Here is a 24,501-nt window from a genome sequence, read left to right as displayed (position 1 = left end):
TTCGCTTTCGCATACCCTGATCGCCGCGAACCGACACGATCGCGAGGCCCCCCTGCGATGCTCCGGCGCAAGCTATCGGCCTTCGGGCCACTGATGACAACACTGATCACCCTTACGGCAATCTGGATTGGTGGTCACGTTTCGGCAGTTGCCGCACCGCCTTTCGAGGATACGGCTCAGGCGGACGCTACTCATGAAGGCGAGCCGCACGGCGACACTCACGCCGCAAGCGAAGGTGAGATAAATATCCTCGCTGCTGAATCTTCTCTTGCGATTTACACGGTTATTGTCTTTTTCCTGCTCCTGGTCTTGCTCTACCGATTTGCTTGGGGACCGATCTCCAAGGCACTTGAAGATCGCGAGCAATCGCTGGAATCTGCGTTCCGAGAGGCAGAGAACGCTCGGGCTGAGGCAGCTGCCTTACTCGAACAGCATCGCAAGCAAATGGAACAGGTCCAGGATCAGGTCCGACAGATCATGGACGAAGCCAACCGCAAAGCCGAGACGGCATACCAGGAACGACTCAGCCAGGCTCGTTCTGATGCGGAAGCAACGGTCGAGCGAGCCACCCGAGAAATTTCGGCGGCCAAGGATCAGGCAGTTGCTGAACTGTACGAACGTTCGGCCGATCTTGCAGTCACGGTCGCCGGGCAGGTCCTTCGGCGAGAAATCTCGGGGGATGAGCATCGTCGCCTGATCGAGGTGGCTTCTCAGGAACTCCAGTCAGTCGGTCCTAATGGTCGAGGAGGACTCAGTTGATGAGCAGCGAGGAGTCATCTCCCGATGTTCGAGGGACCGTTTTCGACGAAGGTACCGAAGCGGTCTCTCAGAGTTATGCGACCGCACTGCTCAATGTTGCAGCAACCACCAACGAGACCGAAGTCATCCTGGGCGAACTCGATGAGTTCGTCACTGATATTTTTCAAAACCAGCCCGTCTTTGCGAGCTTGTTGTCCGAGGGAATCACAGATCAACAGCGTCGTGATCAACTGCTGGTTTCGACATTTGAAGGCCGAGCTCACCCGACACTTTTGAATTTTCTCAGGGTCTTGAACCGCCGGGGTCGTCTCGGCCTGGTCCCCATGATTGCCCGAATCGCTCGGACCATCTGGCATCGGCAAAATCATCGCATTCCTGTAACCGTTCGATCTGCCGTTCCACTCGATTCCGAGCAGCGCGAATTACTTCAAGAACGCCTGGTTTCCCTGGCCGGGGGAGCGAATCCCATGATCACCGAGGAGGTTCAGCCAGACCTCATCGGCGGCCTGGTGGTCCAAATCGGCGACCAACTCTACGATGCATCGATCCAGAATCAATTGCGACGCATGCACGAGGTTTTGCTCCGCAGTCGAGCCGGAGAGCTTCGTACTCGCATGGATCTCGTGGTCGATTGATCGTCCGTGCCCCACAATGCTTCCCGAAGACTTCCGTTGGTAACGTGTTCGGATTGATCCCGTTGCCGACCGCCTTGAGTGATCCCCCCATCGAAGGTCGACCTATGAAATTCCGATCCGACGAGATCACCTCACTTATCCAGCGCGAGATCCAGGAGTTCCGGGCCGACGTCGACCGGGTTGAAGTCGGCCGAGTGCTCGAAGTCGGTGACGGTATTGCTCGAATTCACGGCCTCTCTGGCATCATGGCCGGCGAGGTTGTTGCTTTCGAGAACGGGATTCGAGGCATGGCCCTGAATCTTGAAGAATCCTCGGTGGGTGTGATCATCCTCGGGGATTTCAAGCAGATTCGCGAAGGCCAGACGGCGACGGCTACCGGAGAATTGTTGAGCGTACCGGTTGGCGATGGCATGGTCGGGCGGGTTGTCAACCCGCTCGGAATTCCAATCGACGATGGCGGCCCAATCCTTTCCGACTCGAGTCGAATGGTCTTTTCTTCCGCTCCGGGCATCGCTGAGCGGCAACCGGTCGACGAACCGTTGCAGACGGGGATCAAGGCCATCGATTCGATGATCCCGATCGGCCGAGGTCAGCGAGAGTTGATCATCGGCGACCGAAAGACCGGCAAGACTGCCGTGGCGATCGACACGATCTTGAATCAGAAGGGCCAAGGGGTCATCTGCGTTTACGTGGCGATCGCCCAGAAGGAATCGACCACCGCTCAGCTGGTCGACATTCTTCGACGTGAAGGTGCGATGGATTACACCATCGTGGTCGCCGCCGGAGCGAGCGATCCGGCTCCTCTGGCGCATATTGCTCCCTACGCGGGATGCGCCATGGCCGAGTACTTCATGTATGAGAAAGGCATGGCGACCCTCTGCGTTTACGACGACCTGTCGAAACAGGCAGTCGCGTATCGTGAGCTGTCCCTCCTGCTTCGACGTCCCCCAGGCCGTGAGGCCTATCCGGGCGACGTGTTTTATATCCATTCCAGCCTTCTTGAGCGCTCAGCCAAGCTGGCAGAAAAATACGTCATAGTTCCGGAGACGGCTCCGACAGAGAACTCGTCCGACCCTGTTACCGAATCTTGGGGTGTGAACGGGAAGGTCTACGTTGGCGTCCCTGGTAAAGAAGAGGCTGAGCACGATCTGAAGGCGAACTACTCCACCGGACACAAAATCGCCAAGACCGCGAAATCCGGAGGCTCGCTGACAGCACTCCCCTTGATCGAGACTCTTGAGGGAGAGGTCTCGGCCTATATTCCCACAAATGTCATCTCGATTACGGATGGTCAGATCTATCTTCAACCGGACTTGTTCTTTGCCGGTGTCCGGCCCGCCGTGGATGTCGGCATTTCGGTTTCCCGTGTGGGCGGCAAAGCTCAGGTACCGGCCATGAAGAAGGTTGCCGGCGGGCTTCGGCTTGACCTGGCCGCCTTCCGAGAGCTGGAGGCCTTTGCTCAGATCGGCACTGAGCTTGACAAGGCAACCCAGCAACAACTTGATCGCGGGTATCGGATGGTGGAGTTGCTAAAGCAACCACAATATCAGCCAATGAACGTCGCTGATCAAGTCATGAGCATCTTTGCTGGTTCCGAAGGTTTCCTGGACAGCCTACCCGTTTCTCAGGTTCAGCAATTCGAGCAGGAGTTCTTACGGTTCATGGCGACCGAGAAGAAGGAGATTCGGGACCGCTTGGTGCAGGAGAAGAAGCTCACCGACGAAATTGTCACCGGACTTCGAGCAGCCCTGGAGGAATTCCGGACACGCTACTCAATGGCGCATCCCCAGCACACATCAGGGGCAGCTGCTACGGTCGCTTCAGTCTAACTCTGATCCCTCCATGCAGCTCCCTCCTCCTCTGGACAGTCGATTGAGTTCGGGGTTTCAAGGTATTGCAGCCAGCTCCCTTGAAGCCCCGTGAATCCTCGCCAGTCGGAGCCATCGGCTTCGATTGAATTGGCCTTATCCGCCGGTGATCCGACAGACCCGGAGCCGGTCCATCCCGAGAAGAGACTTTCCTGATCATGGCCAAGGCCCGAGCGATCATCAAACGCCGCAAGTCGGTCCAGAATATCAAGAAAATTACGCGGACGATGGAGTTGATCGCCACGGCCCGCTTTCGAAAAGCCTTGGACCGTGCAACGGAGGCTGAATCGTACACCCGGAAGATTGCCGAGATTGTCAGTGATCTGAGTGAGACGTCATCCACTCAGGTGACTCATCCCTTGCTGGAACAACGCGATCCTGTTCGTCGAGTTGGCATGCTCGTCTTGACTAGCAATCGCGGGCTAGCGGGCAGCTATAATGGCAATGTGCTTCGCCTTGCGACCCGAAATTACGAAGAGTTTCAAGGAACAGGCACGACTCCACTGCTCGAAGTATCAGGGAAACGAGGTATCAGCTTCCTCCGCTTTCGCCGAATCGCGGTTGACACAACCTACACGCAATTTGAGGATCGTCCTCAGTTTGATGAAGTGGAGATTTTGGCAAACCGCTATCTCGGGATGTTTCTTCGGGGCGAAATCGACCGATTTGAGGTTGTCTACACAAAATTCGTTTCAGCCTCTCGCCAGAACCCAGTGAGCGAAACGCTGCTTCCTATGACTGTGGATCGTGCGAGTGAGGATCTTAGTCGTCACCCTCGACAGGGTCCCAATGGAGCCCTCACCCGAGCTCGAACGCCTTACGAATTTCTGCCGGAACCGGAAAGCATTCTTGAGGAGATTGTTCCGGCATCGTTCAAGGTCAGACTCTTCAAGTGTTTCCTCGATGCCGCCGTCAGTGAACAGATTATGCGCATGATCGCAATGCGGGGCGCCACAGAAAACGCCGACGAGATGGTCAAGACACTGACTCGTCAATATAACCGTGCCCGGCAATCGCAGATTACACGAGAGTTGTCTGAGATCATCGGTGGTGCCGCAGCGCTTGGTTGATCGGTTTGATTCACATACCGTCAGCCTCGCTGGATACACGATTGAACACTCCCCCCACGCTTTTGAATCCAAGGGTATCTTCCCATGGCCACCGCCACCGCAACCGGACGGATCACACAGGTTATTGGCTCAACTTTCGACGCTGAGTTTGATGAGGGCTATCTGCCTGAGATTTACTCTGCCCTGAAAGTTCAGACCGAGGTGAAGGGCGTCTCGGTGAACCTGACTGGCGAGGTTCAGCAACACCTCGGTGGCAACCGTGTGCGTTGTGTTGCCCTCGGAAGTACCGATGGTCTGGTCCGGGGCATGGACGTCATTGATACAGGAGCACCTGTGAGTGTTCCTGTCGGGACGGAAACGCTTGGCCGAGTGTTTAACTTGCTGGGTGAACCGATCGATGGTCGAGGCCCGGTCCCGGCAAAGGAACAGTGGCCGATTCACCGACCCGCTCCGTCGTTTGATCAACTTTCCCCGAAGACCGAAGTCTTTGAAACCGGAATCAAGGTCATTGATTTGCTGACTCCGTTTGTGCGGGGTGGCAAGATCGGTTTGTTCGGCGGTGCAGGCTTAGGCAAGACGGTGATTCTGCAGGAGCTTATTGCTCGAATCGCAAAGGTCCACAGCGGCTATGCGGTTTTTGCCGGGGTAGGTGAACGAACCCGCGAAGGCAACGACCTTTGGCTCGAAATGCAGGAGACAAAAACCGGTACTGGCGACGATGCCAAATCGGTCATTGACAGCACCGTGATGTTCTTTGGGCAGATGAACGAGCCCCCCGGCGCCCGACTCCGCGTCGCGTTGTCCGCCTTGACCAACGCGGAATGGTTCCGAGACGCGACAGGAGCCGAGACGCTATTGTTCGTCGACAATATCTTCCGATTCAGCCAGGCGGGTTCCGAGGTGTCGGCCTTGCTAGGTCGGATGCCGTCGAATGTCGGCTACCAACCGACCCTGGCCACCGAAATGGGAGCCTTGCAGGAACGGATTACTTCGACCACGAAGGGGGCGATTACCTCGGTTCAAGCTGTTTATGTCCCGGCCGACGACTTGACGGACCCGGCTCCAGCCACGACCTTCGGCTTCCTTGACGCCTTTATCGTGCTGGCCCGTTCGATTTCGGAGAAGGGAATTTATCCGGCAGTCGATCCGCTTGGCTCAACAAGCCGAATTCTCGACCCGCAGTTCATCGGTGTCGAACACTACGAGGTTTCCCGACGGGTCCAATCGATCCTTCAGCGCTACCGAGAACTTCGTGATATTATCGCGATTCTCGGCATCGACGAACTCTCCGAGGAAGATAAAGTCATTGTTCATCGTGCTCGACGGATCGAACGGTTCCTCTCGCAACCGTTCTTCGTTGCAGAGGTGTTCACCGGTAAAGCTGGCAAATATACGCCTCTTGCTGACACGATTCGCAGCTTCAAGGAATTGTGCGACGGCAAGTGGGATCATCTGCCCGAGAGCGCTTTCCTCTATGTTGGTGCGATCGAAGAAGCCGAGGAACAGGCGAACCGGATGGCTCGCTAAGTGTTGCCCTGTCTCGGGGATTCGATTCTTGAACTCGATTCCCCGATCGTCGCACGGAACATTCGTGAACTGATCCGTTGACCCACGCTCCGATCTTCATTGCAGCGAGCCTGAATCGGGAGACTTGAGTGGCCATGTCCACGACTGCGGCCCTGATCGAACCCCAGGAACCGTTTGATACTCCTCCGGGCAATCCGGTGAAAAAGGAACATCACGGTGTTCGCTGTTTGGTAGTGACTCCCGAGGCAACTGTTCTCGACGATGTTGCCGAGTTTGTTGCACTCCCCCTGTTTGATGGGGAACTCGGAGTCTTGCCAGGTCGCACTCCGCTGATCGGTCGTCTCGGATTTGGGGCGCTGCGTCTGCGGACAGGGACCTTGGAACGTCGTTACTTTGTGGACGGTGGATTTGCTCAGGTTCGCGACGATGTGGTCACCATTCTTACTTCTCGTGCCATGCCGGTTGAGAAAATCGACCTGAACGTTGCTCATCAAGAGCTTGATTCGGCGAAATCGAGGAAAGCCACCTCGTCACTCGATCTGGCTGACAAGGCTCGAGCCGAGGGACGAGCCAGGGCCCTCATTCGTCTGGCAGAGACCTCAAAAAGTTAAATCGATCAAGATAAGATTGCTTCGCCGCGCAACGCAACTCTGCAGGTCACCCTCAATTCTGAGGGTGACTTTTTTTGCGCCGACCTTTCAAACCGATCAATTCGCCGCATCCTGATTATCTGAGGAGCGGAGCAATCGGAGAGTTCCTGGCGAGGAGGGAATGACCATCGAATGATCAATCGGTCTTGGTCCGCTTGCAGGCAAAGGTGTCAGTTCGAACCGATTCAGTGGCATTCCGTCGGTTCGAGATCGAAGGTGCAGCGTTCCCCCAAGCGTCAAGAGCCAGACATCTTCGCCCTCGATGATGGGAGCGCCTGATAAGGTATCTCCCTCCAAATCAATGGTCCAAAGACGCTCTCCACCGAGACCGAACGCGATGACCTTGCCGGAGGCGTCTGCAACGAAAACCGTTCCGGAATCGAGGTCTGTATAGGGCCCAAGCGCGACGGGAGCGTCAAGCTCCCAGGCACCTGCCGGACTGAGGTCTCGAGAGGCGAGTGCTCGAATCCAGCCGTCGGCGGTGGCAAGGATGACCGTGTCCCCGGTGGACCCAGGGGGAGCGACAAGAGGTTGACCGAGCGTTACTTCGGCTTCAATTGCCAGTCGAGGACGATCGCCATCGTCCTTGATCACACGTCGCACCACTCCCTCTCGGTCAGCGAGGGCAATGGCATCGATTCCGATTGGCACCGGGTCAAGCCATGAGATCGGGCCATCTCCAGTGAAGGTCGGTAAGAGCGGGTCAGCCACGGGGCCTCCCGTCGTAGGCTCGATCAAATAAACTCGACCATCAATGCCGGGTACTAGTAGGTCGTTCTCCCAGGCCAAGGGACGAGCGCTGAGAGGGGAAGGAAGCGTGACTCGGGTCAGATCAGGCCCGTCTTGCTCCCGAATCAAGAGATGATCCGTATCAGGCGACGGGAGGATCAAAGTCGCCTGCCCGACATCCATCCGTTGGAGTTGCCCCACAGGAAGTCGGCGGTCACCGGGTCTGGGGATTGGCTCGACGACAAACCCCCCAGACTGAAGGTCTTCGAGCGGAATCAGCAGACGGCTTCCATCTCCGGAAAGCGAGGCAAGTTCTCGACGACCGGGAGAGGGTTCCGGAGGAGTAGGCCAGGGAGTCCCGAGAACCGTTCTCCAGGCAACTCTTCCATCGAGTGGGTCGACGGACCAGAGCGTCGCTCCGCGTCCTCGATCGGGTGCCTGAGTTAAGATCATCTGCCTGTCGCGAATCTGGGGAGGAGCGACCGCTGCTCCTGCCTGAGAGAGTGTCCAGACCGTCGAGAGTTTTGCTTCCTGGGGCTCCAGGTCATAGCGGGCAGATCGGGCTGAGGCGACCCAGAGTTCTCGGTCCGTCCGAGCATAGGTAAATGTAGGACCAAGTCTCGATCCTTCAGGCTCGATCCGAGCAATCAAGCGAAGCGGGTTTTCCTCTTCGTAGGGCCCGATCGCGTACGCATCAATGCTTCCTCGATCACTAACGGCCCAGATAACCTGACCGGAGGATGCCGGAGTATCCCAGGTCCACCCAACATGCGGGACTCGCTGACGGAGACGGAGTCGGGTTCCCTCGGATTCGATTTGGAAAAGCGACCAGCGTCCCGATTCGGGGCGACGGTTTTCCGAAACGAGCAAGTAGTTCCCCAATCGAGCGGGTGGGCACGCCGCAGAGCCGGGCTCGTGACCAACGTACTCGACGGCAACGCACTCGACGGGATCACGCTGGATCACGAAGGCAACCGCCGCGTCCGCCAGGACGTAATAGTGACGACCCAGCTCATCCGCGACGGGAGTTTTGGAAAGTTTTCGCCCCAGATCAACCGCGGCCTGTCGATCGCCATTGACAAGATTCATCAGCATCAAGCGACCGCCCACGGTCGGCTGTGCCAGCTGATTTCCGAGGATCAACGGAGGGTCGACCACCGATTCGCCCAGATTCTGACGCCAAACAAGTCGACCATCACTGCCCGAGAGGCGAACCAGATCGTTCTCTCGAGGATCAAACACGAGAACATCTCCGCCCGCGCCGGGAATCGGAACCGGGGGAAACGGGCAATCGAGGCCTACAGCGACATGCCAGATGGGCGCACCATTCGCGGCATCGAGCGCGTAGGCGAAACCATCAGCCAGGGCATAAACGAGTGAAGGGGATTTCCCCGCTGGTTCCATCGAGGAGCGAAGGACGAGAGAGGTGGGAGGGCCGAGTGGGTCGGGTCGGGGATCATCGGACGCACTCACCCGGGTAAGGTCAACCGAGATTCTGGAACGGATTAGTTCATTAGCAGATCGGAGTCGTGAGATGACTTCGGGATCGTCGGCCAGATCGGAATATTGCGTGACCAGTGTATCTCGGGCGGAGTAGGTCGCATCCGGGTCACCAGCGCCGAGGGCTGCGTCCATCGAAGCAAGGGCGGTTTCACGAGCCTTGGCCTTGAGAACCGAGGCACGAGCCTCCTCCAATCGGGTTGGCACCTTCGTGCGTTCTCGGGCCAGCATGGCTGCGGAACCCCCGATGCGATCGTGGAGTGCAACGGCGTTCTCGGCGAGGTGAAGGGCCTGAGCATCGGCAAGTCGTTGGGCTCGATCGAGCAGACCGTTCGTCACATCCAGGACCGCTCCGGCGAGGTCCGCTTTCACGTTGGGATAGGCAGGTTCTTCCCTGAGGTTCTGGTACATCGACTCCGCAGCGGCCAGGGCATTCGCCCATGCGGGATTACTCCCCGTGGTGAATTGCCGGACCTCGGACAAGGCGCTTAGGACTCGCGCCTCAGAGACGTGGGCATGACGGGGATAGTTCTCGACGTAGAGGTCAAATCGCTCAATTGCGTTCCGATATTCGGCGTTTTCGAAGCTTTCTCTGGCCTTGGCGAAGGCACGATCAGCGGCCATCTCTCGGATGATCCCAAAGAGGCCGAACCCGAGTGAAACGAGAATGACCAGAGTAAGGACCAGGATGAGGACCACCGGAGAAGAGAGCACTCGCTCCTCTCCCGGAGCTTGATCCTTGCCGAAAACGACCGACTTCATCCATCGAACGGGAGCAAGGAGGAGGGAGCTGGTCGCGGAAGGGTGAGACTTTGCAATCGAAGCAGACGACTCGACCGTCTTCATTGAAGAGCGCTTCGGCCGGGATCGCTCCCTTCGAGAGGAGCCTCGGCTTTGGGTCGAAGTAGGCTGTTCAAGGATCTCTTCAACATCGTCGAGTGCAGAGTCGAGAGAAGGAGGTTCGACTTCACCCGCCATTGGTCCCATCTGTCCTGCCCATCCTCCTGCCAGGGCAGCACCGGGACGAGCCTGAACGCGAGTTTTTTCGAACTGAGCAGGTCCGTCGTCCGGGGTAATCAGAAAGATCCGCGCCTTACCGATCCGCAGTTCACTGCCTTGGCGAAAGCTGGAGGAGACAACCTTTTTTCCGTCGACCTCAAGCGTTCTGGCTTCGGGAGTTGCCTCCACCTTATAGCGGTCAGTCTTCCATCGGAGTCGCCCGTGAAACGGCATTGCCTCTGCATCGTCAATCACGATGTCGCACTTGGGGTCCGAACCAATCAGAACCTGATGATTTGGAGAAATTGTCAGGTATTCGACACGGCCCTTGCCGTCGTGAATCTCCAGCGTTGCCATGCGAGGCGTCCGAGGGGTTGGAGAGGGAAGAAGAAAAAGATCCAGACCCAGGGAAGGACCGAGTCGATCGAGGCGGAATCAGTTGAGTGGTTGCTGATCGATTACTTCGAAGGCAAAACGGTTGCCGGTTGGAATGACGCTGAACTTGGTCGTTCGAATTTCGAGCGGTTGCAAACCCTTATATTGTTGTTCCAGTCGAGAGAGAATCTGCTCAACCTGGGCCGGAAAGAACTGAAAAATCGCACCTCGTTGACCGACCTCAATGCCTGCTTTCCGTAACAGTTCGATATCCGACTGTCGACGTCCTCCACCTTGCCAGAGGAAATACAGGCGATCGTCGTTCCCCCGATTCGCAATCCGGACATCGGGCCGAGGCTTGGTAAAGTTCGATACGTAATGCATCTGGTTGTCGAGTACGGTTGCCATCTCGACTCCAAAAAAATCGAGCAGACGAGCATACTCATCGAGGGTCTGACCAGGGTTGTAAATGATGCTCCAGCGCTGCTCTCGAGGAACGCCGCCATCTCCTGCACCAAGCCCATAGGCGGCGGCTCCGGTGCCAAGCTTTGAGGCACGAATCCCAGTGGCGAGGGCTCCTCCTTCAGGCATTTCTTCGGCCAGGTCGGCGAACTGCTGATTAGCCAGGGCATCGACCATCGCGGAGGGAACTTGTTCGAGTGATGGTTCTTCAAAGTCTGCAGGTGAGAGTTCCGCGTTCGAGGCAAAGGCCGAGAGAGACGCCTCCGGCACGTCGATCTGTTCGGTGGAATTTTCTTCACCGTCGAGTCGTCCACCACCGCCGCCGTAAACCTCAATGATCTCGATCTGAGCCGGTACGCTGCGGGCGTAAGAACGATTTGTCAGATAGATCAAGGCAAGCCAGCCAACGATGATCACCGTGCTCATAATGATCGCCATGAGCAGCGAAGTCACCCGGTCGTAATCGGTTTCGCCCTGGATTTGAGGCTCAAGCAGCCGAGCCTTTTCCTTTGGATCGGGGGCGGAAGTGGGAGAAGCGGGCACTGTGTTGACCGTCATGGAAGTGATCCCCTCGCGGGGTCAATTGCGACCGGAAGCGTTGACGCGACCGACCTGATCGGCCGGTCGAACCGAGTCATACCAGCGCCGCCACTCGGCAGCGGCGGCCCGTTTTTGATCGGCATCGACCCCTGAGGGAAGTCCGTTGCCATCAATGGTCCGACTGATTAATCGAAGCCCATAGTCGGCAGTTGCGGCAACCTCGTTGTTGGGATCCTCAACCGCTCGAATCAGGTCAGGCGCGACGCTGAGATCCCCGGTGCGTGCCAATGCCCAGGCGGCCGTGAGCCGCTGTGAGGGACTCCCCTCGACCAGCAGCACACGAAAACGGTCTTGGTATGGTTTCAGGGCGAGGGGACCACTGGTAAAGTAACGATCGATCAGCCCGGCAAGAGCCGATTCTCCCTCGTCGGCCCGGGGATCTTCCAGAATCGAGAGCATTTCCTCGATCGCCCCATTCATGGGTCGTACGACGACCCGACCTTGTGCCACGGTCAGATTTTCCAGGTTCTCAGGGAGCCCCCGACCACCGAGCAACGTCCCCGAACCGAGACGCTCGACTTGAATCCGTTCAAGGGTCTTCTCCGTTGCCCGAGTCAAAAACAGAATCGCCCAGGAGGTATTGGGAACGGATTCGAACATTGCGTTCCAGCTGCCATCGCCCCCCTGGTTCGACGTGATGTATTGAGCACCGATCTGGAACCAATCGACAGAACCAAATTGAGTGAGATTTCCCAGTCCACCAACACGTTCACAGCCATATAGACCGTAGTACGTTGAGAGTCCGAAGAGGTTGGTTTGTCCAGGACGGTAGTTGCGAGCGAGCCAGGCAATCCCTTGACCGATCGCCTGGTCGAGCTGGGCGTCGGACAGCCCAACTCGATAATCAGCCTGGTCGGTTTCTGGGACAAGCGGGGTGAGTAAGGGACTGACCGTGCGTTCTCGACGTTTTCGATACGGAGCAAGTTGCATCTTGCAGATCAACAGGCTGCCTGTACCCGCAGCCGTCATCGAAACGGTCGGCTGGCTGGGAGCGTCGGGGTGGTAGTTCCAACCACCACCCCGCTGGACCGACATGTACCAGCGAGCCGCGCGTTCCCAGACACTGGGAGGAATTCGGATGCCGGCATTTTCTGCTTCCCAGAGTCCGAGAATCGCATACTGAGAGATTGAGCAGTCGCCCGTGTCTCCTGCCCTTCCGTCGTAGTCCCAGGCCCCATTGCTTTTTTGCTTGGACATAAGGTACGAGGCTGCGGACTGGATCAAGGGACGATAGACGACCGGATCGAGATTGACCAACATCATGCAGGCGATGCCAGTTTCATAGATGTCGGCCCCTCCGGATCGGGCCGGTCGATACCCTTCGGTCGTCGAGGCACTCAATGCATTCTGGATGGTTTGCACCAGCGCCGGGTCATTGGCTGGGACGCCAGCTTTGAGCATCGCCAGGGCAGCCAGGGCGGACTCCCCCGGAGTCACCGAGGGGCCGCGAGATCTGAGAAATTCGATCCCCCTCGAAATCGATGCATTCTGAGCCGCCGCGGGACGCGAGTGCATCAGAAGCGCGGAGAGGATCGTCAGGGAGACAAAAAGGATTCGAGCTAGACCACGCATGATGCCCCGGACAAAGTGGATCGAGGGAACATCGAGTCGGAACACTCATGAACTGCTGAATGATTCGAGAGCCGCCGGACGGAGAAAAGGCCGGCGACTCGATTTTCCGTCTTCAGTTCAGTCCTTCAGAATGGGTCGAACCTCAAAGCGTCGGCAATGCAGTTCGGCCCCTTCAGACTGGAGGAGGATTTTTCCTCGTGTCAGACTCGCGTTGGTACCAACGTTGACAACGTAGCCATTGACGATGTTAATGATGGTGTCGCCATCACATATCACTTCCATGGTATTCCATTCTCCCACGGGGCTCTCAACGTCTCGAGGGCCTCGGACATTAATCACGTCTTTCCATTCTGGGTCGCGTCCCCACCAGTTATAGCGTCCTGAGTTACGGGTCACGGGGGTTCCGTTGACGGGATCGTAATAGAGTTGATTTCCCTCTCCTTCCCGGACAACGCATGTCAGACTTGGTTGCTTCGCTCCTCCGACCATAATGAAATCGCCACATCCTCCTTCAATGATCTGGCATTCGATTGACTCCATCCAGCCGGAACCAGCGGCTCCGTCTTCACCAACGCAATGAAGGAGCAGTCCGGAATCGCGCGACCGGTCGACCCGAGGAGGGAAGGTTTTCGGTCCCCATCGCCACTCGATGATCAAATGATAGTTCTCAAATTCGTCGTTGGTGATCACGCCTCCGTACTCTTCCCCGGAGATACGGAGCAACCCATCCGACACCGTGAACACCTTTTTGGGATCCTCGTATCCGTTCTCTTTCAGGTAGGTGTAGAACCCGGAGAGGTCTCGACCATTGAACTGAAGAACGGGATCACCCGAGCGAACCTCGGGGCGATTGCGAGCAAAGTCGGGGATTTCATCGCGATCCTGGGTCGGGAGGGCGATCAGAGCCGTGACCATCATGGCCACGCCAAGGAATGTTGAGGAGATCATCGGGGTGCTCGATCAAGAATATGGGAGGGGATTGTCAGGGGCGTTGGCGATGAAGCTCGGCACCAAGAGTTCGGCAAAGCGATTCAATGCGATCAACGGGGATTGAATCAGGACAAGGAATGGAAAGCAGCATGCCCTGGTGACCCTCGACTTGATCGGGAGGAGTGACGCCGAGCCGATCCGAAGGAATCCCCAGACCGATGAGTCGTTGAATCGCCAGGTTTCCCTGGGACGAGTTCCGGAAGAAGGCAACGATGCGAGGGAATGGTTCCTCCACGTTCACACTTACACTGCCGGGTCGGACCCTGGGAACTTCGATCATCACCGCGCTTCCAACCGGGAGAGGATACCGAGATTGTCTGGGATTGAGCTCATCGACCAATCCGTTCATTCGTCTTTCGAAAAGTCTGACAGCGCCGTGAATCTGACGCAAGTCGCTGCCGGTCTCGCGGTGACCGGCCGGCCGCTCGTCGATTGTAGATTTAGATCCTTTGGGGAGGTGGGGTTCAATCCTCGCTCGGAGCAATTGCGAGTGCCCTGAGGTCGTTTGCAACTTGGGCCATGGTTGCATAGCGATCGTCTTTGCGGCGAGCGAGGCAACGGTCGACCACCGCAGTAAGCCCGGCAGGAAGCTCGGGAGCAACGTCGGCGAGGCGGAGAGGATCTGCATTCATCCGGGCTCGGATCATGGCCATCTGATCACTGGCCATTTCGTAAGGGAGCCGATTTGCGAACAATTCGAATGCCATCACGCCGAACGAAAAAATGTCAATTCGACGATCGGTCGCTTCGCGCCGGATCAACTCCGGAGCCATGTACTGGAGCGTTCCAGTACGGTTTCCGGGGCGGTGAAAATGAGGTTCATCGGGGACTGCGAGGCCAAAGTCGATAATTTTGACCACATTCTCACGGTTCACAAGTACGTTTTTCGGCCCGAAATCGTGATGGATAAATCCTGCCTGGTGGACCGCTTCCAGGCCATCTGCCGACTGAATTAACAGTCCGACCTTGTTGCTCAGATCCCGAGCCCCAATTTTCCGAATTTCCGAGAGGCTTACCCCCTCGACAAACTCCATCGAAAGCCAGTGCTCTTTCTTGGTTGACAATCCATAGTCGAAGGTTAAGACCACATTTTTGTGACGGATTCTAGAACCGATGAGTCCTTCAGGTGGGCGTCCTTCTCGGGAGGCTCGGGCTAGGGCTTCAGCAGTCTTGACGCTATTTTGGACCTTCAAGCAAACGGAACGCTGTTGTTCGTTGTCCATGGCCCGAGAGACATGGGACATGCTTCCCTGGCTCGTTTCGGCGAGGATCGTGAACCGGCGCGCCAGATTCACCCGCTTCATCTTCGGGACCGGGGCGGCCTTGACCTTCCCGGGAAGTTCGGGGGCTTTCTTCGATTCCTTCGATCCGAATAGCTTTCCGAACATCGTACCCTTGTCTCCCGAATTCGGGTCGGCCAGAACCTAAGGCCGATCGGGTTGAGATCAACTCAAAGATCCTGAGAATTGATCGTATCGCCGCAGGAGGGACTGGGAAACGGGGACCTTTCTGAAAAAACGGTCCGCGCATGGCCACTCACCATAATCCATTTCTAAAGTCATTCTACGGAATCGAAAGGGGCTTGGTGACTCACGATCATCCGTCCGGCGCGTCCCGGCCACCCGCCTGAATTGGTCGATCCTTCCCTCTTGGGACGATCCTGGGTTATCGGGAAGGGGTCCCCTCCGTTAGAATGAGGTCGCAGCGATGCCTGTCATCGCCAGACTCTCTTCGTTCGGTCCCACCCCAATGCTCCCCCTTTCGTCCTTCAAAGGAGGCTTGATGAGCGACCTGATGGTCATCGCGCTCGGCGCTCTGATCGCATTTGGTCCGACGAACTCCGCCGAGCAAGACCAGCCGGCGCAGCAACCGGCCGCCCAACCCGCCCCTGCCAATGCAGAGCTCTCCGATCTGAACTCAAAGGCGAGCTACGGCTTCGGTTTGAATATTGGCCGGACCCTGAAGATGCAGTCCGAGCAGTTTCAGCTCGACGCCCGACTGGTGGCCCGAGGTATTGTTGATGGCTTAAACGATGCTCAGCCCCTCTTGACCGACGAGCAACTGGCTCAGGTCATGGAAGAGTTCGAGCAACAGCTTCTCGCCAGGCAGGCTGAAGCCGAGAAGGCGATGCTGGAACAGAACAAGGAAAAGGCGGCAGAAAACAAGACTGCCGGCGATGCTTACCGAGCAGAATTTGCCAAAAAGGAAGGGGTCAGGTCGACCAATTCCGGGTTACTTGTGGAGGAACTCAAGGCTGGAGAAGGCGCTTCTCCAACGTTGTCCGACACGGTAACGATTCACTACAAAGGCAGCCTGCTTGACGGCTCTGTCTTCGACTCGACAGAGGGAAAAAGTCCGATGACCTTCCCGGTTGCCGAGTTTATCGAGGGCTGGAAGCAAGCCCTTCAGCTGATGAACGTCGGTGACAAGTGGAGGGTCGTCATCCCTCCCGAGCTGGCATACGGAGAGTTTGGAACTCCTGGAGGACCGATTCCCCCGAACGCGACCTTGATCTTCGAGATCGAACTCCTGGGAATTTCTGGAGAATAACCGGCTTTCCCTCTCCTGCGCTCATCAACGAACTCCGCTAATCTCACCATTCTTGATCGATGGACGATCCAGCAGCGATTGCGCAGTCCTGGATTCTCTTCCAAGTTGATCATGCAACCCTGGGCCAACATCCAGGGTTGCTCTTTCCGAAGTCCGTTTCTCTCGAAACCTTGCTGCGAAAGGAAATCCTTCGAAAATGAGGATCTACGTCGGAAATCTGAACTATTCGGTAACGACCGAAGAATTGCGTACCATGTTCGAGCCATTCGGTACTGTCGGGTGGGCCGAGGTCCAAACGAAAATGCGCACCGGCCGCTCCCGTGGTTTCGGGCTGGTTGATATGCCCGACGACGATCAGGCCCGATCGGCGATTGCCGCCCTGGATGGGAAGGATATTGACGGACGGGCCCTCTCGGTCAACGAATCTCGCCCTCGACGCTCCGTGCGTGATCTTTATGCCGGTGGCTGGTCTGCCTCCGCTCGCCGCTGAGTCGCCTGAACCGTCCCTCCACGGTCCGGTTCACTCTGCCGGACCGTTGGCGGGGCCGTGGGCGGTCAATTGCCTTGGATCACTCCTCGACGTATGCTTGGAATGATTGAACCGGATTCGCCCGGCGCTCTCACACCATTTTCTGCTGTCTCGACACCTGCCCCTCACGTGTCATGAACGCTTCGAACGAAGGTCGCACCCTAGCCGTCTTTATCGACCTGGAAAACCTTGCTCTGGGGTTCGAGAACCAGAAAAAGCCTCGCTTCGACATCCATAAGGTGCTCGAACGGCTGGTCGAAAAGGGCAAGATTATCGTGAAAAAAGCCTATTGCGACTGGAGTCGCTATCAGGCGTATACCGCACCGTTTCACGAGGCCGCGATCGAGTTAATCGAGATCCCACGACGGAGCCAGACCGGAAAAAACTCTGCCGATATTCGCCTTGTGGTCGACGCCATGGATTTGGCGTGGAGCAAATCTCATATTGACACTTTTGTGATTGTTTCAGGAGATTCGGACTTCTCTCCTCTCGTCTCAAAACTCAAGGAAAATGACAAACATGTCATTGGTCTCGGCATGAAGGGGTCGACCTCGGAACTCCTTCGAGACAATTGCGACGAGTTTATCTACTACGAAGATCTGGAACGCATCGAGAAAGATGAACGCGAAGCAGTCGAGCAACTCGACTCCTCCATTCCTGAGAAGAAGCGGGAAGTCTTCGCACTCTTGATCGAAGCCTGTAATGCCCTGACTCGCGAGAATACAGAGGTACTTTACGCGTCGTTGATCAAGGAAACGATGCGGCGAAAGAAACCATCATTCGACGAAGGGTATTACGGCTACAGGTCGTTCACGCACCTGCTCGAAGATGCTGACAACGCAGCGATCGTCGATATCGAACGAAGCCCGAAAAGTGGCACGTATGTGGTCACGCGGTACGGTGACCGAAAAGCGATTCTTAACGGCAGGGCACGTCCTTCCAAACGATGATCCTTCTCAGGCTCGGCTTCCTCCGATCCTAATCATCGAGGAAGAGAGTATCTTCCTTGCGCTCTCAACTGCCGAACACGGTGATTCCCATGTCACTGTCCAAGCGATGACTCTCTGGTTCATGGTCCCTTCAATAATAAGGACAGTGGAGTCGAGCCCTTCAGGCGAACGTAATGCCCCAGTTCAACGTCCAGAGCGGATCGGCATTGGGGCGATCGACGTTCCGGCCCGCGATGATTGAGTATCGATTGAGTGTTTCGAGTACGAGTCAGGATCCCCGGGCGGTTTTCTGGAATTCCATGATCATCTCTGCCGAACGATCGCTGCGGATTCTGGTTATTCCACGCGAGGGACGTCGACCGATCTTTTATTACGAGCCTTCGATCGAGGAATCGATCGCAGATGAGCGGTTAAGCCATGGCGAATCCATAAGACCAACCGGCTTTCGAGCTCGGATTGGCCGGTGGATTGAACGTGTTCGACGCCTGGAACATCAATTGCCCGAGCAGCTTCAATCGTCAGTCGCTTGGCTCAAGTCGAGGCTTCCCGCGGATGAGCGACTCTTGATGTCCCTCAGATACGCCGATGCCATCGTGTTCGTTCACCCAACCACGCTCTCGTTCAAGGATCTCGAGTATTACTGGACCGGGTATCTCGAGAGCCGATTTCAGCGCCGAATGATCTGGTTCGTCCTCTATCTCCTGATCCTGGTCCCTTCGATTCTGTTGGCCATGATCCCTGGGCCGAACGTGATCGGTTACTGGGTGAGCTATCGGGTGGTGGCCCACGCGATGGTCCTCTACAGTTTGATTCGAGTCTCGAAGACTCGAATCCCCCTGACTTTCGAGGAGTCCGAGCTCCTGGATGGCCCAATTCTCTCTGATCGCAAGGAAGCCGAACGGGTTCAATCGCAGCTTCATCTGTTCGGCCTGAAGAAACAGATTCGACGAGCCCGCGTTTGGAACCGTCTTCGTCGAAGGCGCAAGCCTCGGAGAGAAGCATCTTCCCCAGTCGAGGAGTCAAGGTGAGCCGACACGAAGTCACTGCAAGCCTGATCCTTCCGAACGTGCTAACCTTTGCTCGGTTTGGCCTCGCAGTGGCGTTTCCTCTGGTCAACCCGGCCTGGCGGCCGTTGATTTTGATCCTTGCCGCGTTGAGCGATGCGTTCGACGGGGCATTCAGTCGGTTCTTCCACACCGCGAGCACGTTCGGACAAATTCTCGACCCAATCGCCGATAAAGTGTTTGTGGGAGTCGTATTGCTGACGCTCCTCGTTGAGCAAACGCTTTCTCTTCCAGCTTTGCTCTTTGTTGCGGCGCGTGACCTGGCCGTCGGGTTCGGGGTTATCGTGGCCATGATCCGGATCGGTTCGGAAGCGATCCGTCGTATGCCTCCGCACATCCTGGGGAAGGCTACAACGGCGTTTCAGTTCGCGTTTCTCCTCTGGGTGGTGTACCATCAATCGGTCCCGATCCCCCTGCTGCTGATCACTGGAGTGATCAGCGTGGCTGCGGGGATCGATTATCTCAGGAACCCTCATTGGAAAAGGCCCGAGAGTGCGGCGCGCAGCGCCGTTCCTGACGATGCGACTGCTGACTTATAACATCCACAAGGGGATCGGTGGGAGAGACCGCCGCTACGACCTTGACCGGATCGTTGCGGTAATCGCCCAGGAGCAACCCGACCTCATTTGTTTGCAAGAAGTTGCCGAAGGGATCCCCCGAGCCGGTGGAGAAGATCAACAATCCCTCCTGGCGGCCTCGTTCCACGGATATGCGTCGACCTACCAGACGAACCACCGATTTCGGATCGGTTCTTATGGGAACCTTGTGCTTTCTCGATGGCCCATCCATCGAGCCCACGACGTTTGTTTACGCTATTTGAATCGAAAGAAACGAGGGGCTCAATTGGTGGTGGTCGACTCGCCCCATGGCCCGCTTCATCTGGTCAACTGGCATCTTGGCTTGCACGAGAGTACGAGACAATGGCAGGCGAGTTATCTTCTGGAACATCATTGCTTCCAGGAGTCGGCCCATTTGCCAACCATGATCGTGGGTGATTTTAACGACTGGCGCAACACCCTGGCCCATGGTCCCTTCGCCCGGCACGGCATGAGGCAAATCACCGAGCCGCTTCATCGGTTTCGGTCGTTTCCGGCGTATCTGGCCATGAGTGCGCTCGACAAGGTCTTTTGCTGTTCGAAGGTTGATGTCACCCACGCCGAGGTTGTCCGATCTCCTCTCGCCAGGCGAGCGTCAGATCATCTCCCACTAGTTCTGGATTTCCGAGTCCGACATCGGACCGATGTGATGATGGGAGAGATTCGGGCACAATCGCAGCGTCGACACCCGGATTCGAAGCCCGCCTGATGGAGAAATCGGGATCAAGCAACCTCACGACGTTCTTCAATCAGGGTTCGCGAGACAACCTGCCAAACGCGATCCGGGGAAAGCTCGGTCATACATTCCATGCGATCACATCGTCGCACACAACTCGCCGCACACCAGACACCCGTGCGGACTACCTGGGCTCCGGGACCATAAGGACCCGTCTTGGCCGGATCAGTACACGTAAAGATCGCGATGACCCGAGCCCCCGAAGCAACGGCCAGATGGAGTGGCCCTGTATCGTTTGAAAGAACAAGGTCCGCCTTTGCCATCACCGCGGCCAGACCCATGAGTGAGGTTTGCCCGGTTAGATCTCGAACAGGGATTCCCAGGGGTTCGAGTTCTCGGCGAATCGATGTGGACAGAGGTCGGTCTTCAGCAGCCCCGACGACCACGAGTCCCACACCGAACCGAGCCACGGCCCGACGGGCCACCTCGGCGAAATGCCTGGGAGGCCACCGTTTGGTCAGCCAACGAGCACCCGGATTGAGCACGAGCAAAGGCCTCGGCACTCCGGCCAGCGCCGTCTCTGCCCACTGACGATCTTCTTCTCGAATTGCCAGATTGAACCGAGGCAAGACGCGTTCCGCACCAAGGGCAAGCGCGACGTCGAGGAGTCGATCGACCGCATGGGTAGCATCGGAGGCCACTTGGTGTGTGTAGAAGACCGATGCACCTTCGCGAGCATCGGCCCGACCGATCCTGACCGGGGCTGCGGTCGCAAACGTCATCAGGCCGGACCGAAAAAGCCCCTGAAGGTCAATCGTTACGTCAAAGCCCCGACGGCGGAGATCAACGAACAACCGCGAGGTAGTCGCGAGCCCCCGAGGGCCGAGGCCGGCTCTGGCCCGATCGAACGGGATCACGTCATCCAGCGCCGGATTCCCCTCAACCAGTCCGACCAGTCCTCGATTGATCACCCAGGAAAAATGGGCCGAGGGCCATCGATCCCGAAGAGTCGCCAGCACAGGAAGCGCGTGGATGACGTCTCCCAGGGCACTCGGTTTGATCAAGCAGACGCGACGAGGAGACAGATTTCGCAGTTCGTCAATTGACGGAGCGGCTGGCATGATCCGACTCTCCCTCCCCCTGAACGATCGGGGCCGCTATGCTAACGAAGAGAGTGATCCCCGCCTATGCGAATCGGAGCCGCCTGGAGCCAGTTTCCATGATTGCGACACTCACCCTCGCGGTTGTGCTTCACACGGTCCAGCATGGCGAGGTACGAGTGATGCCAGGGCCTGGTGAAGCTGGGGTTCCCCAACGCTTTCGCTTGGAGGAATCGACCTTTGCGTTTGACCTCCACACGCTCCGACAGACACCACGCTATGCGGTCGCAAAGCTGACCTTCCCGTCTCCCGTCACGAGCCCTGACCCTGCGAATAACACCGTTCACGCCGAGTATTTTCAGCCATTGCAGCCCGGAAGGCGACCGGCGGTGATTGTATTACACATTCTAGGGGCAGATTTCGCCCTCTCCCGTTATCTGGCCGCGAGGCTGGCCGATGCGGGGGTGGCAGCCCTGTTCGTCAAGCTTCCCTATTACGGAGAACGGCGGCCGGCGGCGATTGATGCTCGTTTTCTCTCCTCGGACATCGAGCGGTCGGTCACCGCCATGCGACAAGGGGTTTGCGACGTGAGGAGAGCGGCCCAATGGCTTGCCTCCCGATCCGAGATCGATCGCCATAGAATCGGAGTGACCGGGATTAGCCTCGGGGGAATCGTTTCGTCTCTGGCTGCTGGAGTCGACCCTCAGATAAGCCAGGCCGCGATCCTTCTGGGAGGAGGAGGCTTGGCCGAGATCCTCTGGGACATGCCCGAGGACGAGGCTCGTGACTCCCGGAAGGCCTGGATTGCATCAGGCCGGACCAAGGAGGAACTTGCGCGATTGACGCACCCGTTCGATCCCTTGACCTACGCAGCCGGGCTTCAAGGAAAACGAGTGCTCATGATCGCGGGTCGTTCCGATGAAGTGATCCCACCTTCCGCAACCACGAAGCTCTGGGAGGCAGCGGGCCGCCCTCCCATTCAGTGGCTCGACTGTGGGCACTACTCGGCGGCAGGTTACCTTCTGCCGGTGTTTCGAACTGTGGTTGCATTTTTTGCCGAAGAATCATGATACAGATCACCACCGAGCTCAGGTCACATTGATCAGATCACGATCGGCGGGTATCGTTCGGCCGATCATCCGATTGATTCCGGCTGCGGGGGATGGGCATGACTGCCAGGGTGACGAGCGTTTTCCTTTATGTGAACGACATGATTCGGTCCCGAGACTTCTATCACGAAGTGGTCGGAGCAACGGTAGTTCAGGAACTGGCCGAGTACGACGGAGGTCCAATCGCCTTGGTCGTCCTTCGCCTGCATGATTTCACCATTATGCTCCACCCCCAGGACGCCCACGATCAGGAGTTCCGCGATCAGCGAGTCGGTCTGGGCATTCATCTCCAGCTTCGAGTCGACGATGTCGACGCCTTCTACCAGCACTGTATTGAGCAAGGAGCCATGCTCAGTCTCTCGGGAGAGCCGGTCGATCAGGCCTGGGGCTGGAGAGAGTTTGCACTTCGAGATCCAGACGGATACGTCTGGTCAATTTATCAGGATCAGTCAGGAGGCCAGTGGACCACCGCTTGACCGGGATGGTCCATCCGCGTTGTCACGAGTATCTGCCAGTAGTTGGGACTTCCGAAGGATTCAGGGCAAGGAACGCGGCACTTGCCGCAATCCCGGCCGTTTCGATTCTGAGAATATTCGGCCCAAGTCCAAAAGTCTTCCAACCGAGTCTCACTCCCTGATCAATCTCCTCGACAGTGAACCCGCCTTCGGGACCGATGGCGAGAGCAATTTCTGAAGCTGAGCCATAGCATGGGGTAATCGCTTCTCCCTCGGGATGTGCGATCAGCCGAAGCCCCTGTGTGTGAGTCTCGAGAAATTCGGTCCATGAAACGGGTGTTTCGATCTGCAAGAGGTGGTCACGCCCGCTTTGCTTACAGGCTTCCACGACGAGGCGACGAAGTCGATCAAGCTTTGTCGATCGAGGATCGACCACCGACCGATTGGTTCGAAGCGGAATGATTCGGGCAACTCCCAACTCGGTGGATTTCTCAATCAGCCAGTCAAATCGATCTCCTTTCGGAATGGCAGTCGCCAAGGTGATCTGGACCGGAGGTACGGGGCGAGGAACGTCGCGGGATTCAATACGAATCTCGACTCGATTCCGATCCGATTGGTCGACGCGCCCGCGAGCCACACCACCCTGGCCGTCGAACAGTTGAACTGGATCTCCAGGCCCAATCCGCCGAACGCGAGTCAGGTGGTGAGCCTCAGGGCCTGTCACCTCGACAAGATCGCCGACGAGAGGTCCGGGAAAGTAAACGCGTTCCATCGGAGAGCAATTCGCAGGAGGAATTCGTGCAAGCCGATCAGTCATCCTAACCGATTCCAAAGGACAGAACGAGGTGCTCGCATTCGTTCGCTCTGGCTCCTGTCCTAGTTCGGAAGGGAAAAGGAACGAGTTTCCATGATCTGGTTACGACACTGGGACTTGCGATTTGATCCGTTTCGGCCCGGTGCGGTTCCTTTTATCGCTCTCCGAGAGCACGAGGAAGTCATTGCAAGGCTCGTTCACCTGGTCGAGAACGGCGAACGACGAGGAGAGTTGCGTGGCGTCCCCGAACTAGGAAAATCGGTTATTCTCCACGAATCCCTCCGTCGGCTCCGACGGCCGGGCCGTCGCCTCTGCCTGGTTCGCCGACCCTTCGATGAGAATGCGATCATTCGGGGTTTCGCCCTGGGTTTGGGGCAGCGGCTGGAGCCTGGAGTTCGCCCGTCAGAGGGGCTCGGGCACCTGGTGGATCTCCTCCGAATTCACCGAGCACAAGGGGTGGGGGTTGTCCTCGCAATCGACGGAGACGACTTGATGGCGTGGGAATCGGACCGGACAATACTGGAACGGATTGAGGCTGTAGGATCTCAAAGCGTCGGAGCCGTCACCGTCTTGATCTCGGGACGATCCAATTCGATTGAGCAGTCACGATGGCCGCTTGAACTTCGCCTTGAGCGGCTGACTCGTCGCATGACGGAGACGTACCTCGCCGAAAAACTCCAGGCCGCCGGTCGTTTCGTTCCCGTTTTTTCAGATCGGGCTATCCTGCGACTCCATGCCGTTGCAGAGGGCTTACCAGGTGTGATCGATCGCCTTGCGGGACTGGCGTTGAAGGCTGGGGCTCTCGACCAACGGACGCGGATTCCCGAGGAACTGATCTCGGGAATTGCCCAGGCATCCAGCGCAATGATTGATCCAATGACCGCCCCGAACTAGCCAAGCGGCTCCGGTCCATGCTAGATTG

At 57.3% G+C, this 24,501-nt stretch carries 22 protein-coding genes and 1 pseudogene; 15 read left to right on the top strand and 8 right to left on the bottom strand.

Annotated features, from left to right (window positions below):
• Positions 1 to 57 precede the first annotated feature (57 nt).
• The 6 genes from atpF to atpC all read left to right on the top strand — a co-directional run bounded on the left by atpF (position 58) and on the right by atpC (position 6,470).
• Complete coding sequence (atpF, locus tag HG800_RS21200) at positions 58 to 759, top strand: F0F1 ATP synthase subunit B (RefSeq protein ID WP_169979231.1); 702 nt, start codon at positions 58 to 60, stop codon at positions 757 to 759.
• Positions 759 to 1,394, top strand: a complete 636-nt coding sequence (atpH, locus tag HG800_RS21195; protein WP_169979229.1) for an ATP synthase F1 subunit delta — start codon at positions 759 to 761, stop codon at positions 1,392 to 1,394. The genes atpF and atpH overlap by 1 nt, the downstream gene beginning before the upstream one ends.
• 104 nt (positions 1,395 to 1,498) lie before the next feature.
• Entirely contained in the window at positions 1,499 to 3,223 is a 1,725-nt protein-coding gene (gene atpA / locus HG800_RS21190) for a F0F1 ATP synthase subunit alpha (protein WP_169979227.1), read from the top strand.
• Between the two features lie 197 nt (positions 3,224 to 3,420).
• On the top strand, positions 3,421 to 4,332 hold the full coding sequence (gene atpG, locus HG800_RS21185) for an ATP synthase F1 subunit gamma (protein ID WP_169979225.1): 912 nt from the start codon (positions 3,421 to 3,423) through the stop codon (positions 4,330 to 4,332).
• A gap of 84 nt (positions 4,333 to 4,416) precedes the next feature.
• Positions 4,417 to 5,859: a F0F1 ATP synthase subunit beta gene (gene atpD / locus HG800_RS21180; protein WP_169979223.1), complete on the top strand. Its 1,443-nt coding sequence runs from the start codon at positions 4,417 to 4,419 to the stop codon at positions 5,857 to 5,859.
• A gap of 134 nt (positions 5,860 to 5,993) precedes the next feature.
• The gene (gene atpC, locus HG800_RS21175) at positions 5,994 to 6,470 is read left to right on the top strand and encodes an ATP synthase F1 subunit epsilon (protein WP_169979221.1); all 477 of its coding nucleotides are present in this window, start codon (positions 5,994 to 5,996) and stop codon (positions 6,468 to 6,470) included.
• Positions 6,471 to 6,566: 96 nt separating this feature from the next.
• Here atpC and HG800_RS27610 read toward each other — a convergent pair whose 3' ends face one another.
• The 6 genes and pseudogenes from HG800_RS27610 to HG800_RS21150 form a co-directional block, all read right to left on the bottom strand.
• Positions 6,567 to 9,452, bottom strand: coding sequence for an outer membrane protein assembly factor BamB family protein (locus HG800_RS27610; RefSeq protein WP_220487822.1), 2,886 nt, complete (start codon positions 9,450 to 9,452; stop codon positions 6,567 to 6,569).
• 393 nt (positions 9,453 to 9,845) lie between these two features.
• Positions 9,846 to 10,094: pseudogene (locus HG800_RS28495) on the bottom strand (FHA domain-containing protein); the annotation flags it as partial.
• A gap of 78 nt (positions 10,095 to 10,172) precedes the next feature.
• A complete protein-coding gene (locus HG800_RS21165) occupies positions 10,173 to 11,132 on the bottom strand; it encodes a hypothetical protein (RefSeq protein ID WP_235963859.1) in 960 nt (319 codons plus the stop codon).
• A gap of 21 nt (positions 11,133 to 11,153) precedes the next feature.
• Complete coding sequence (locus tag HG800_RS21160) at positions 11,154 to 12,746, bottom strand: HEAT repeat domain-containing protein (RefSeq protein ID WP_169979217.1); 1,593 nt, start codon at positions 12,744 to 12,746, stop codon at positions 11,154 to 11,156.
• A 117-nt stretch (positions 12,747 to 12,863) separates the two neighbouring features.
• Positions 12,864 to 13,694, bottom strand: a complete 831-nt coding sequence (locus HG800_RS21155) for a 3-keto-disaccharide hydrolase (protein ID WP_235963858.1) — start codon at positions 13,692 to 13,694, stop codon at positions 12,864 to 12,866.
• Between the two features lie 506 nt (positions 13,695 to 14,200).
• Complete coding sequence (locus HG800_RS21150) at positions 14,201 to 15,124, bottom strand: serine/threonine protein kinase (RefSeq protein ID WP_169979215.1); 924 nt, start codon at positions 15,122 to 15,124, stop codon at positions 14,201 to 14,203.
• A gap of 394 nt (positions 15,125 to 15,518) precedes the next feature.
• Between HG800_RS21150 and HG800_RS21145 the strand changes: the two genes are divergently transcribed.
• From HG800_RS21145 to HG800_RS21120, 6 genes are all read left to right on the top strand, one after another.
• Positions 15,519 to 16,286 carry an FKBP-type peptidyl-prolyl cis-trans isomerase gene (locus HG800_RS21145; protein WP_169979213.1) on the top strand — a complete coding sequence of 256 codons (768 nt, stop codon included), beginning with the start codon at positions 15,519 to 15,521 and terminating at the stop codon, positions 16,284 to 16,286.
• A 196-nt stretch (positions 16,287 to 16,482) separates the two neighbouring features.
• Complete coding sequence (locus tag HG800_RS21140) at positions 16,483 to 16,776, top strand: RNA recognition motif domain-containing protein (protein WP_169979211.1); 294 nt, start codon at positions 16,483 to 16,485, stop codon at positions 16,774 to 16,776.
• 173 nt (positions 16,777 to 16,949) lie between these two features.
• Positions 16,950 to 17,765 (top strand): NYN domain-containing protein, encoded by an 816-nt coding sequence (locus tag HG800_RS21135; RefSeq protein WP_152050540.1) that lies wholly within the window; start codon positions 16,950 to 16,952, stop codon positions 17,763 to 17,765.
• 566 nt (positions 17,766 to 18,331) lie between these two features.
• Entirely contained in the window at positions 18,332 to 18,793 is a 462-nt protein-coding gene (locus HG800_RS21130) for a hypothetical protein (RefSeq protein ID WP_169979209.1), read from the top strand.
• On the top strand, positions 18,790 to 19,368 hold the full coding sequence (locus HG800_RS21125) for a CDP-alcohol phosphatidyltransferase family protein (protein ID WP_169979207.1): 579 nt from the start codon (positions 18,790 to 18,792) through the stop codon (positions 19,366 to 19,368). The genes HG800_RS21130 and HG800_RS21125 overlap by 4 nt, the downstream gene beginning before the upstream one ends.
• Positions 19,349 to 20,134: an endonuclease/exonuclease/phosphatase family protein gene (locus tag HG800_RS21120; RefSeq protein WP_169979205.1), complete on the top strand. Its 786-nt coding sequence runs from the start codon at positions 19,349 to 19,351 to the stop codon at positions 20,132 to 20,134. The genes HG800_RS21125 and HG800_RS21120 overlap by 20 nt, the downstream gene beginning before the upstream one ends.
• 14 nt (positions 20,135 to 20,148) lie before the next feature.
• On the opposite strand, the gene HG800_RS21115 is transcribed toward HG800_RS21120, so the two are convergent.
• Positions 20,149 to 21,222 (bottom strand): glycosyltransferase family 9 protein, encoded by a 1,074-nt coding sequence (locus HG800_RS21115; RefSeq protein WP_169979203.1) that lies wholly within the window; start codon positions 21,220 to 21,222, stop codon positions 20,149 to 20,151.
• Between the two features lie 98 nt (positions 21,223 to 21,320).
• On the opposite strand from HG800_RS21115, the gene HG800_RS21110 reads away from it, so the two are divergent.
• Together HG800_RS21110 and HG800_RS21105 are read left to right on the top strand one after the other, a co-directional pair.
• Entirely contained in the window at positions 21,321 to 22,271 is a 951-nt protein-coding gene (locus tag HG800_RS21110; protein WP_169979201.1) for an alpha/beta hydrolase family protein, read from the top strand.
• A gap of 98 nt (positions 22,272 to 22,369) precedes the next feature.
• Positions 22,370 to 22,786, top strand: coding sequence for a VOC family protein (locus tag HG800_RS21105; RefSeq protein WP_169979199.1), 417 nt, complete (start codon positions 22,370 to 22,372; stop codon positions 22,784 to 22,786).
• A 22-nt stretch (positions 22,787 to 22,808) separates the two neighbouring features.
• On the opposite strand, the gene HG800_RS21100 is transcribed toward HG800_RS21105, so the two are convergent.
• The gene (locus tag HG800_RS21100; RefSeq protein WP_169979197.1) at positions 22,809 to 23,537 is read right to left on the bottom strand and encodes an RsmE family RNA methyltransferase; all 729 of its coding nucleotides are present in this window, start codon (positions 23,535 to 23,537) and stop codon (positions 22,809 to 22,811) included.
• 135 nt (positions 23,538 to 23,672) lie between these two features.
• Here HG800_RS21100 and HG800_RS21095 point away from each other — a divergent pair, with 135 nt between their 5' ends.
• Positions 23,673 to 24,473, top strand: coding sequence for a hypothetical protein (locus HG800_RS21095; RefSeq protein WP_169979195.1), 801 nt, complete (start codon positions 23,673 to 23,675; stop codon positions 24,471 to 24,473).
• Positions 24,474 to 24,501: the final 28 nt, after the last annotated feature.

Origin of the sequence: Tautonia rosea (genome assembly GCF_012958305.1) — a bacterium.
Taxonomy (GTDB): domain Bacteria; phylum Planctomycetota; class Planctomycetia; order Isosphaerales; family Isosphaeraceae; genus Tautonia; species Tautonia rosea.
The sequence above is the reverse complement of the archived record's forward strand: the minus strand, read 5'-3'. Positions and strand labels throughout refer to the sequence as shown.

Excerpts from the sequence above, each read along its gene's own strand:
- HG800_RS21115 (WP_169979203.1), bottom strand. The coding sequence starts at position 21,222 with ATGCCAGCCGCTCCGTCAATTGACGAACTGCGAAATCTGTCTCCTCGT.
- HG800_RS21165 (WP_235963859.1), bottom strand. The coding sequence starts at position 11,132 with ATGACGGTCAACACAGTGCCCGCTTCTCCCACTTCCGCCCCCGATCCA.
- HG800_RS21145 (WP_169979213.1), top strand. The coding sequence starts at position 15,519 with ATGAGCGACCTGATGGTCATCGCGCTCGGCGCTCTGATCGCATTTGGT.
- atpH (WP_169979229.1), top strand. The coding sequence starts at position 759 with ATGAGCAGCGAGGAGTCATCTCCCGATGTTCGAGGGACCGTTTTCGAC.
- atpA (WP_169979227.1), top strand. The coding sequence starts at position 1,499 with ATGAAATTCCGATCCGACGAGATCACCTCACTTATCCAGCGCGAGATC.
- HG800_RS21130 (WP_169979209.1), top strand. The coding sequence starts at position 18,332 with ATGTCCCTCAGATACGCCGATGCCATCGTGTTCGTTCACCCAACCACG.
- atpD (WP_169979223.1), top strand. The coding sequence starts at position 4,417 with ATGGCCACCGCCACCGCAACCGGACGGATCACACAGGTTATTGGCTCA.
- HG800_RS21140 (WP_169979211.1), top strand. The coding sequence starts at position 16,483 with ATGAGGATCTACGTCGGAAATCTGAACTATTCGGTAACGACCGAAGAA.
- HG800_RS21150 (WP_169979215.1), bottom strand. The coding sequence starts at position 15,124 with ATGTTCGGAAAGCTATTCGGATCGAAGGAATCGAAGAAAGCCCCCGAA.
- atpF (WP_169979231.1), top strand. The coding sequence starts at position 58 with ATGCTCCGGCGCAAGCTATCGGCCTTCGGGCCACTGATGACAACACTG.
- HG800_RS21105 (WP_169979199.1), top strand. The coding sequence starts at position 22,370 with ATGACTGCCAGGGTGACGAGCGTTTTCCTTTATGTGAACGACATGATT.
- HG800_RS21160 (WP_169979217.1), bottom strand. The coding sequence starts at position 12,746 with ATGCGTGGTCTAGCTCGAATCCTTTTTGTCTCCCTGACGATCCTCTCC.
- HG800_RS21135 (WP_152050540.1), top strand. The coding sequence starts at position 16,950 with ATGAACGCTTCGAACGAAGGTCGCACCCTAGCCGTCTTTATCGACCTG.
- atpG (WP_169979225.1), top strand. The coding sequence starts at position 3,421 with ATGGCCAAGGCCCGAGCGATCATCAAACGCCGCAAGTCGGTCCAGAAT.
- HG800_RS21110 (WP_169979201.1), top strand. The coding sequence starts at position 21,321 with ATGATTGCGACACTCACCCTCGCGGTTGTGCTTCACACGGTCCAGCAT.
- HG800_RS21095 (WP_169979195.1), top strand. The coding sequence starts at position 23,673 with ATGATCTGGTTACGACACTGGGACTTGCGATTTGATCCGTTTCGGCCC.
- HG800_RS21100 (WP_169979197.1), bottom strand. The coding sequence starts at position 23,537 with ATGGAACGCGTTTACTTTCCCGGACCTCTCGTCGGCGATCTTGTCGAG.
- HG800_RS21120 (WP_169979205.1), top strand. The coding sequence starts at position 19,349 with ATGCGACTGCTGACTTATAACATCCACAAGGGGATCGGTGGGAGAGAC.
- atpC (WP_169979221.1), top strand. The coding sequence starts at position 5,994 with ATGTCCACGACTGCGGCCCTGATCGAACCCCAGGAACCGTTTGATACT.
- HG800_RS21155 (WP_235963858.1), bottom strand. The coding sequence starts at position 13,694 with ATGATCTCCTCAACATTCCTTGGCGTGGCCATGATGGTCACGGCTCTG.